Annotated in this window: 7 protein-coding genes; 6 read left to right on the forward strand and 1 reads right to left on the reverse strand. The window is 69.7% G+C overall.

Going from position 1 to position 9,930, the window contains the following annotated elements:
* Positions 1-336: 336 nt before the first annotated feature.
* Entirely contained in the window at positions 337-1,680 is a 1,344-nt protein-coding gene (locus tag ACFWGJ_RS36535) for an MFS transporter (RefSeq protein ID WP_387333206.1), read from the reverse strand.
* Between the two features lie 83 nt (positions 1,681-1,763).
* Here ACFWGJ_RS36535 and ACFWGJ_RS36540 point away from each other — a divergent pair, with 83 nt between their 5' ends.
* The 6 genes from ACFWGJ_RS36540 to ACFWGJ_RS36565 all read left to right on the forward strand — a co-directional run bounded on the left by ACFWGJ_RS36540 (position 1,764) and on the right by ACFWGJ_RS36565 (position 9,881).
* Complete coding sequence (locus ACFWGJ_RS36540; protein ID WP_387333208.1) at positions 1,764-2,762, forward strand: LysR family transcriptional regulator; 999 nt, start codon at positions 1,764-1,766, stop codon at positions 2,760-2,762.
* Between the two features lie 356 nt (positions 2,763-3,118).
* Positions 3,119-4,261 (forward strand): hypothetical protein, encoded by a 1,143-nt coding sequence (locus ACFWGJ_RS36545; RefSeq protein ID WP_387333210.1) that lies wholly within the window; start codon positions 3,119-3,121, stop codon positions 4,259-4,261.
* Positions 4,261-6,474, forward strand: a complete 2,214-nt coding sequence (locus ACFWGJ_RS36550) for a glycosyltransferase (RefSeq protein WP_387333211.1) — start codon at positions 4,261-4,263, stop codon at positions 6,472-6,474. Before ACFWGJ_RS36545 ends, ACFWGJ_RS36550 begins: the two co-directional genes overlap by 1 nt.
* Positions 6,471-7,970, forward strand: a complete 1,500-nt coding sequence (locus ACFWGJ_RS36555; RefSeq protein ID WP_387333213.1) for an acyltransferase — start codon at positions 6,471-6,473, stop codon at positions 7,968-7,970. The genes ACFWGJ_RS36550 and ACFWGJ_RS36555 overlap by 4 nt, the downstream gene beginning before the upstream one ends.
* Before the next feature lie 214 nt (positions 7,971-8,184).
* Entirely contained in the window at positions 8,185-8,844 is a 660-nt protein-coding gene (locus ACFWGJ_RS36560) for a hypothetical protein (protein ID WP_381833191.1), read from the forward strand.
* On the forward strand, positions 8,832-9,881 hold the full coding sequence (locus tag ACFWGJ_RS36565; protein ID WP_387333215.1) for a hypothetical protein: 1,050 nt from the start codon (positions 8,832-8,834) through the stop codon (positions 9,879-9,881). Before ACFWGJ_RS36560 ends, ACFWGJ_RS36565 begins: the two co-directional genes overlap by 13 nt.
* Positions 9,882-9,930 lie beyond the last annotated feature (49 nt).

A 9,930-nucleotide genomic window follows, 5' to 3' on the forward strand; every position in this document is an offset into this window, starting at 1 on the left:
CCGGTGGGGGTCGGCCGCGCCGTTCCCCGCGCCCCTGAAAAGCGGCTGCGCCGCTTTGGGGCCGTGCGGGCCGGTGCTGCCCCTGGAGCGGCGCAGCCGCTTTCAGGGGCGCGGGGAACGGCGCGATCAGCCCTCACCGGGCGGTCAGGTGGCATGCGGCCCGTCTTTAGGGGCGCGGGGAACTGCGCGACTAGCCCCCGCCGGGCGGTCAGGTGGGATGCGGCCTGTTTTTAGGGGCGCGGGGAACGGCGCGATCAGCCCTCACCGGGCGGTCAGGTGGGATGCGGCCTGTTTTTAGGGGCGCGGGGAACGGCGCGATCAGCCCTCACCGGGCGGTCAGGTGGCATGCGGCCCGTTTTTCGGGGCGCGGGCCGCCGGGGGGCCCGGGCGCTCGGGACCGCGTGCCGTCGTCACCGCGATCAGCAGCGCCACCACCGCCGCCCCGACCGGCACGGCATAACCGGCCGCAGCAGACACCCGCTCCACCACGACCCCACCCACGGCGGACCCGCTGGCGATCCCGCCCAGCAGCCCCGTCACCGCCCACGTCATCCCCTCGTTCAGCCGCCCTTCCGGCGTCCGGTGCTGCAGCAGCGTCATCGCCGTGACCATGGTCGGCGCGGTCGCCATCCCTGCGATCAGCAGCGCGCCGCCGAGCGTCACCAGACCGCCCCCGCCCCCACCCCCGAGCGTCGCCGCGAGCAGCGGCAGGCACATCAGCGGAGCCATCGCGCCCACACTGAGCAGGAACCGCCGTTCCACCGCCCCGCCGAGCCGCAGCACCCCGTGCAGCAGCCCCGCCGCACACGATCCGGCCGCCTGCAGGGCGAGTACCACTCCGGCCGCAGCCCGGTGCCCCTGTGCGTCCGCGAACGCGATCGTCACCACCTCCATCGAGCCGAACACCGCGCCGGTGGCCAGGAATCCTATGAGCAGCGGCGGGATGCCGGGCGCCCGGAGCGGCGACGGCGCCCCAGTGCCCGTACGCCCCCGCGCGGGCGGTTCCGTCGAGCGCTGGGCGCTGAACACGAGCACGCCGGTCAGCAGCAGGACGACCGCGACGAGGGTGCCGGCTTCCGGGAAGAGCGCCCCGCACAGCAGCGCGGCCAGCACGGGTCCGCACATGAAGCACAGTTCGTCGACGGCCTGCTCGAAGGAGTTCGCGGTGTGCAGCCGGTCCGGGTCCCCTTGGAGGAGATGGGCCCAGCGTGCCCGCGACATGCCTCCCGTGTTGGGCGTGGTCGCGGTGGCCGCGTACGCCGCGAAGAGTGTCCAGTCCGGCGCCCCGAGCCGGACGCACAGCAGCAGCGCGAGCGAGCCGAGCGCGGCGACCGCGGTCGCGGGAACGGCGATCCGCGCCTGTCCGTGCCGGTCGACGAGCCGCGCCGTCCAGGGCGCGACGACCGCAGTGGCCGCCAGACCGGTCGCGGTGACGGCGCCCGCGAGCGCGTACGACCCCCGCGTCCCCGCGATCATGATCACGGCGCTCACGCTGAACATGCCCATGGGGAGCCGGGCGACGAGATTCCCGATCGTGAACGCCCGCGTGCCAGGAATGGCGAAAAGTCGACGGTAGGGATTCCGCGAGGGCGAGGGCGAGGGCGACGGAGAGGGAGAGGGCGTAGGCGACGGCGACGGCGAAGACGTGGACGAGGGCGGTGAGGGCGGGCGCGGCGGCATGGATCAACGTTCGCCCGGCCCCCTGCACGGGGTCCAACACCTTCTCCGTACCGATTCACGCACGTACGTTGTAAGTTCACCCGATGCCCGCCCACCCCTCCCATCTGGACCCCCGCCTGCTGCGCGCCTTCCTCGCCGTCGCCGAGGACCTGCACTTCACGCGCGCTGCCGCCCGGCTGTACGTCGCCCAGCAGGCCCTCAGCCGCGACATCCGGCGCCTGGAACGCGAACTGGGCGCCGACCTCTTCGTACGCACCACCCGGCAGGTGACGCTCACCCCCGACGGCGAGCGGCTGCTGCCCCACGCGCGGCGGGCCCTGGAGGCGCAGGACGACCTGCTCGCCGCGTTCGGGCGGACGGGCCCGTACGGCGGGGCGGGCGCCGAGCGGCCCCTGCTCGTGGATGTGAACAGCCCGGGCCTCGTCTTCGGACGGATCCTGGACCTGGCCCGCGAACTGGCCCCCGACTGCGAACTGATGGCCCGCTTCGAGAGCGGCCTCACGGGCGCCGCGGCCGAGCTGCTGGCCGGCCGGCTCGACGCGTCCTTCGGCCGGTTCGCGGGCCTCGACCCGGCCGTGCGCGCCCGCCTGGAGCAGCAGCCCGTGCGGTACGAGCGGATGGCCGTCGTGCTGCCCGAGGGGCATCGGCTGGCCGCGCTGGACGCCGTACCGCTCGACGCCCTGGCGGGGGAGCAGGTGTACGCGGGCGCGGGGAACCCCCGGACGCTTGAGTGGACCGACCTGGCCCGTCAGCTTTTCGAGGGACGCGGGATCGAGGTGGCCGCGCCCGCGCCGCTGGCCGTCGGCACCGAGGAGTTCCGAAGGATCATGGCCAAGACGCGAACGCCCGTTCTGGCCGTGGTGGACTTTCCGGCCATGCCCGGTTCAGTCCTTCGCCCCCTGATCGACCCTGTCCCGTTGTCGCCGGTGTCTTTGGTGTGGCGCAAGGGGCTGGTGCATCGTGGAGTTGCGGCATTGAGGGCTGCGGCGGCACGGCTCGCCGCGGACGAGGGATGGCTGGAGCGCCCTTCCGAGGGGTGGATTCCGGCCACAGATGCACTCATCATGATGAGTCGGATCTGACACAGAACCCTCACTCATGGCTCCGTGCGATACATTCGTGGCCCGGGTGCAGTGTGATAAAGGGGGCGCTCGGACCGGGTGGGGGTCCGGTTCCGGACGACGACGTGCGAGTATCCGGGTCGCACGCGCCACCCCAGAACGATTCCCGTGGGGGGATGCACGTGCGCGTGAAAAGTTGGCCAGAAGACGCTCAACCAGGTCGGAGTGATTCCGATCAGCCTGGTGCCGGCGGTGACCACCGCTCGGCCCGGGACGAGGCCGACCGGGCGCTTGGAAATGGTCCTGATCAGCCCTTCCGTAACGGTTCCGGCCATGCCGGCGGTACGGACGCGACCGAAATCATCGGCGGGCCGGGGGTGTTCGGCGCGGCCGGTGAGCCCGCCGCGTCCGCCGCGTCCGGCGCGTCCGGCGCGTCCGGCGTGTCCGACAGCTGGTTCCGTCGTGAGGCCGCCGCGGCGGTGCCGCGGCAGAGGGACGACGGCCAGGACGTCGACCGCTTCACCAAGAGCGCCGATAAGGCCGAGAACGCCGATAAGGCCGAGAACGCCCAGAACCTGGACACGGCCCTTTTCCCCGGCACCCAGGACACTGCCCGCTTCCCCGGAAGCCGGGAGACGGACCGTTTCCCTGAGGGCCCGAAGACGGACCGTTTCCCCGGCAGCCAGGACACCGCTCGCTTCCCCGGAAGCACCGTCGGCGCCGGGTACGACCCCGCCGCCGCGCAGGGTGCCGATTCCGCCGTCGGCCACGACACCTGGCAGGAGTCCGAGCACCCCGAGCACACCCATGACCCGCACGAGGTCACGGTCCAGCTCGACGGTGTGGGCCGGCAGCTGGAGGACTGGCTCGTCCAGCAGGCCAAGGGTGCCCCCAGCACCCAGGACGGCTCGGACGGCCCGGTCTTCGTCGACGAAACGGGCCGCCGCAGCCGCATGTACCGCCGGATAGGCATGGCGGTGGGCCTGGCCTGCGCGGTCTACGCGGTGGCCATCCTCATCACCGTCATATCCGGCAACTCGGACGCTCCCTGGCTGCCCATCAAGGACCAGCAGGAAGAAGCACCGGCCGGCCAGGTCGAGCCCTCGCCGCAGCCCACCGACTCCGCCGGTCCGTCCGGCTCCGCGAGCACCTCGCCCGAGGCGAGCGTCTCCGGCACCGAAGGCACGACGCCGTCACCCGGCGCCAGCCTCTCGGCCGATGCCTCGGCCAGCGCGCAGGCGCCCGACACCTCGGCCGACCCCAAGCCCTCCGCCAGCACCACCAAGCCCGGCGCGGGCAGCAACAACTCGCCCGACCCCGGGGCGGACCCCACCGACGAAGCTCCCGCGTCACCGGATCCCGAGCCGGAACCGACCGACACCGGCGTCACGGACGGCCCCACCACCGAGGCCCCCGCCGGAAGCGGCACCAACGACGTTGCCGACGCCCCGCTCACGGCGGTGCCGACTCCCATCGAGCCGAGCCCCCCCACCCCGTCCTCCCCGGAGAACATCCTCTGATGGCACGCCGCACCAACAAGCGCGGCGCAGGCCGGGGCGCCGTCCGGCGCCGACGCCTGCCCATGCGCTATCTGTTGCCCTCGCTCATCCTGATCGCCCTCATGGCGATGCTGATGCTGCGCGGGTACGTACACAGCGAGATACTCGCGGACCACCGCATCCAGCCCGAGGCCGCCACCGACCGCGTACCCGAGAAGATTCTCGACGGCGGTCCCGTCATCGACACCCGGGGCGGCCGCACCAGCAGCCTCAGTGTGCCCAAGCACCATCTCGTCCTCACCTTCGACGACGGCCCGGACCCCGAGTGGACCCCCAAGGTCCTCGACGTCCTCAAGAAGCACGACGCGCACGCGGTGTTCTTCGTCACCGGCACGATGGCCTCGCGCTATCCGGCGCTCGTGCAGCGCATGGTCGACGAGGGCCACGAGATCGGGCTGCACACCTTCAACCACCCCGACCTCTCCTACCAGTCGAAGAGCCGTATCGACTGGGAGCTGTCCCAGAACCAGCTGGCCCTCGCGGGCGCGGCCGGCATCCGCACGTCGCTCTTCCGGCCGCCGTACTCCTCGTTCGCCGACGCCATGGACGACAAGTCGTGGCCGGTCACCGAGTACATAGGCAGCCGCGGCTACCTCACCGTCGTCAACAACACCGACAGCGAGGACTGGAAGAAGCCCGGCGTCGACACGATCATCCGCAACGCCACCCCCAAGGGCGGCAAGGGCGCCATCGTCCTCATGCACGACTCCGGCGGCGACCGCCACCAGACCGTGGAGGCCCTCGACCGCTTCCTGCCGGACCTGCAGAAGAAGGGGTACGAGTTCGACAACCTGACCGGTGCGCTCGGCGCCCCCAGCGCCCACACCCAGGTCACCGGACTCGACCTGTGGAAGGGCAAGGCCTGGACCTGGGCGGTGCAGTTCTCCGAGAAGAGCACCGACGTCCTCGTCGTCTGCCTCGCCGTCATCGGCACGCTGGTCATCACCCGCTTCGGCCTGATGCTCGTCCTGTCCGTCGCCCACGCCCGCCGCGTACGCCGGAAGAACTTCCGCTGGGGACCGCCGGTCACCGAACCGGTCTCGGTGCTGGTGCCGGCGTACAACGAGGCCAAGTGCATCGAGGCGACCGTGCGTTCGCTGGTGGCGAGCGAGCAGCCCATCGAGGTCGTCGTCATCGACGACGGTTCGAGCGACGGCACCGCCCGCATCGTGGAGAACCTGCGGCTGCCGGGCGTGCGCGTCGTGCGCCAGCTCAACGCCGGCAAGCCCGCCGCCTTGAACCGGGGCATAGCCAACGCCAAGTACGACCTCATCGTGATGATGGACGGCGACACCGTCTTCGAGCCGGCCACCGTGCGCGAACTGGTGCAGCCCTTCGGCGACCCGAGCGTGGGCGCCGTCGCGGGCAACGCCAAGGTCGGCAACCGCGATTCGCTGATTGGCGCCTGGCAGCACATCGAGTACGTGATGGGCTTCAACCTCGACCGCCGTATGTACGACATGCTGCGCTGCATGCCGACGATCCCCGGAGCCGTCGGCGCCTTCCGCCGCTCGGCCCTGGAACGCGTCGGCGGCATGAGCGAGGACACCCTCGCCGAGGACACCGACATCACGATGGCCATGCACCGCGACGGCTGGCGCGTCGTCTACGCGGAGAACGCCCGCGCGTGGACCGAGGCCCCCGAGTCCGTCCAGCAGCTGTGGTCCCAGCGCTACCGCTGGTCGTACGGCACCATGCAGGCGATCTGGAAGCACCGCAAGGCGCTCGTCGAACGCGGCCCCTCGGGCCGCTTCGGCCGCGTCGGCCTGCCCCTGATCTCCTTCTTCATGGTCCTGGCCCCGCTCCTGGCCCCCCTGATCGACGTGTTCCTGCTGTACGGGATCGTGTTCGGCCCCACCGAGAAGACGATCGGCGCCTGGCTGGGCGTCCTCGCCATCCAGGCGATCTGCGCCGCGTACGCCTTCCGGCTCGACAAGGAACGCATGACCCACCTGATCTCGCTGCCCCTGCAGCAGATCCTCTACCGCCAGCTCATGTACGTCGTCCTGCTCCAGTCCTGGATCACCGCCCTCACCGGCGGCCGCCTGCGCTGGCAGAAACTGCGCCGCACCGGCGTGGTCGGCTCGGCCCCCGGCACGGCGGGCGCCCCCGCCCCCATGCCCCGCCAGCGCACGGAGAGCGGCAGCGGAAACGATCGGAGGCCTGTCGGATGACGCAGGGCCAGACCACGGGTCCGGGCGGCTACCCGGAGGAGCCGCGGTACGACGCGGGTTGGGTGATGTCTCCGTTCGACACGACGGACACATCCCCTACGTCCAACGCGTCCGACACATCCGGCGGGTCCGGTGAGTTCGGCACGCGGGTTCCGGCGGAGAATCCGGGGTCCCCGTTCGAGGCCCCCTCCGCGTCCGCCGCGTCCCGGGCACCGTCCGTCCCCGCTCCCACCACTCCCGCCACTCCATCGGCTTCTTCGGCTTCCTCGGCTGCTTCCGCGCCGAAGAAGGCGAGCGGTCGTGACCGCTACCTGGACCTGCTGCGCACCCTGGCGCTGGTCCGCGTGGTCGCCTACCACCTGTTCGGCTCGGCCTGGCTGACGGTCCTCTTCCCGTCCATGGGCGTGATGTTCGCGCTCGCGGGTTCCCTAATGGCGCGCTCGCTGAAGCGCCCGGCCCTTGGCGTGATCCGCGGCCGGATCCGCAGGCTCCTGCCGCCGCTGTGGATCTTCAGCGCCGTCATGCTCGCCATGATGTTCGCCGCGGGCTGGAACATCTCCGAGGACCCCGACAACGGCGGCACCTGGGGGTTCATCGAGCTCTTCAACTACATCGTCCCCATCGGCGCCCCGCCGTTCCCCTGGAGCATCGGCGACAAGTCGGGCCTCCTGGAGCAGACGTGGGCGGTCCAGTCGGCGGGCGTGCTCTGGTACCTGCGGGCCTACCTCTGGTTCGTCCTCGCGTCGCCGCTGCTCCTGTGGGCGTTCCGCAGGGCCCCGTGGCCCACGCTGCTGGCCCCGCTCGGGCTGACGGCCGTGGTCGGCACGGGCATCGTCACCATCCCCGGTGAAACGGGCAACGCCGTCTCGGACTTCGCGGTCTACGGCGGCTGCTGGGTCCTCGGATTCGCGCACTACGAGGGCATGCTGCAGAAGATCCCGCGCTATGTGGCGGTGTCCTGCTCGACCCTGCTGATGGCCTTCGGCCTGTGGTGGGCGTCCGGCCATCTGGGCCCCGACGGCTGGGACCTGAACGACATCCCGCTGGCGCAGGCCACCTGGTCCTTCGGGTTCGTGGTCATCCTGCTCCAGTACTCCCCGTCCTGGCAGGACCTCCCCGGCCGCCTCAAGCGCTGGGACAAGCTGGTCACGCTCTCCAACAGCCGTGCCATGACGATCTACCTGTGGCACAACCTCCTGATCATGGCCACGGTCCCGATCATCGACCAGCTCTACGACCTGCCGTTCATGAACGACGGGATGGTCGGCCTGCTGGACACCACGTACATGCTGTGGATGTTCGTCCTGGTCTGGCCCCTGATAGGCCTCGCGATCGTATGCGTCGGCTGGATCGAGGACCTGGCGGCGAAACGAAGCCCGAGGCTGTGGCCGACGGGCACGAAGAAGCCGGCTTCACCCGACCCGCGCTCGGGATCCGGCTCGGGCACGCCTTCCCACTCCCACTCCCGGCCTCGCTCCCGGGCGCGGGTGCGCTAGGGCGGCGTACTGAAGGCAGATGAGTGTTTGCGCGGGCCAAGCGGGAAGCTTGGCCCGCGCTTCATACCCGCTCTCTTAGTGAGCATGTGTGCCGGTATGCGGGCTTGGACCCTCATTTCGTTACCAGCTCCGCATAATTCGCTCTGGTGTCGTCCCCTGCACCCTCGGTAGCGTGGCTGCGCTCATAACCCCCTCGCCCCACCGGGAGCCGTTAGTGAACCGCCGTCCCACTCTGCTCGCAGCGATCACGCTGACCGCCGCTGCGGCCTTGACGCTGTCCGCCTGCGGTGGCGACAGCGACGCCAATGACAAAGGCAACGACAAGATCGCGGGCGCCGACACCGGCGACAAGAAATCGGCCTCGCCGACCGCGTCCGCCTCGGTTGCCGCTGATCGCCCGAAGATCGAGCTGCCGTCGGACCTGTCGTACACCTTCGAGTGGAAGAAGACCGGGGACAAGCAGAAGGACGCGGTCCTGAGTGACAGCGAGCAGTTCATCAAGGCGGTGGACATGGCCATCGCCGAGCAGGACGCGCTGCACAAGGCTTATCGCTTCTATTCCGAGGGTGAGGCGGCAGTAGGCAGTGAGCAGTTCATTCAGGAATTCGTCAAGTACAAGGACCGCATCACCGGTGCCAAGCGTTACTACGCACCCAAGGTGAAGGTCAACGACGACGGAACGGCGGGATTCTCGTACTGCGAGGACCAGAACAAGGCCTATAACAAGAGTCTGAAGACCGGCAAGACCAATGTGACTTCGAAATCGAACGACAACTACGTCCTGTACAACAGCAGGCTTCGGGTCAACGATCAAGGCGTCTGGATCACTGAGAAGCTGACGTCGCAGCGGGGGAGCGCCGCATGCCAGTCCTGAAGAACAGAAGAGCAGTAGCAGTCATCCTTACAACTGCCACGGTCCTGGTGCTGTGCCCGGCGCAGGCATTCGCAGGGTATGGGCACGGAGGCAGTTCCAACGGTGGCTCCGATACCACCGCATCCGGAAACTCCGATGGCAAGGGCAATGTTGGTGCGGTAGCCGGAGCCGTCGTCTTCGACCGTTCGAAGAACGGTTCCGGGAAGTCAGCCGGCCCAGTCACCTCCAGTGCGTCCAACTGGACACCACCCGCCTGCTATTACGCCCCGAGGTACACCCCGGAACAGCTGCAGAAGCATCTGGAGCCGATCTGGGAGGCGGAGTCGACGGGTTACGAGTGGGATGCCACGCAACGTGAGAAGTACGTCAATGGCGGTGAGTACAAGGACTTCAACAAGGAGAAGACCGGTGAGGGCTACTTCTGGGATTCCTACGTCACCGAGGGGCGGGAAGGCGATCCCGGGGCTCTGGATTGCACCAAGGACATCTTCTGGGTGGACACGGGTGACGCCCCGCCGCCGGACATCCCGCAGGCGATCACTCCCGAGATGCTGGCCCAGTTGGCGTACGCCGAGATTCGCGTGCCCTCGACCAAGGTCGAGCTGGCCCCGGAGGGTGCCACGAAGGTGAACCTGCCGACGTGGGCGTGGCTGGACGCGGCGGAGTTCAGGCCGGTCTCCGTGACGGCGTCCGTCCCGCTCCTGAACGTTCAGGCGACGACCACAGCCGAACCGCTCTCGTTGAAGATCGAGCCGGGCACGGCGGACGCGACGACGTATCCCGCCTCGGGTGTGTGCGAACTGAACGGCAAACAGATCGGCGAGGCTTACGCCAAGGGCAAGGCGAAGGAGACCCCGCCGTGCGGCGTGAAGTACCTGCGCTCGTCGGGTGACGGCTCGTACCAGCTCCAAGCCACGATCACGTGGCGGATCCACTGGACCGGTACGGGCGTGGCCGGTGAACAGGACCTCCCGAACGGCGAGTTCGGTGCCGCCCAGGACGTGATCGTGCAGGAGATCCAGTCGATCAACCGCTGACCGGGACGCGGCGAGTATGCGTCATGCCGGGGCTCCACCTCACCACGTG

Source organism: Streptomyces sp. NPDC060205, assembly GCF_042728395.1.
GTDB lineage: Bacteria > Actinomycetota > Actinomycetes > Streptomycetales > Streptomycetaceae > Streptomyces.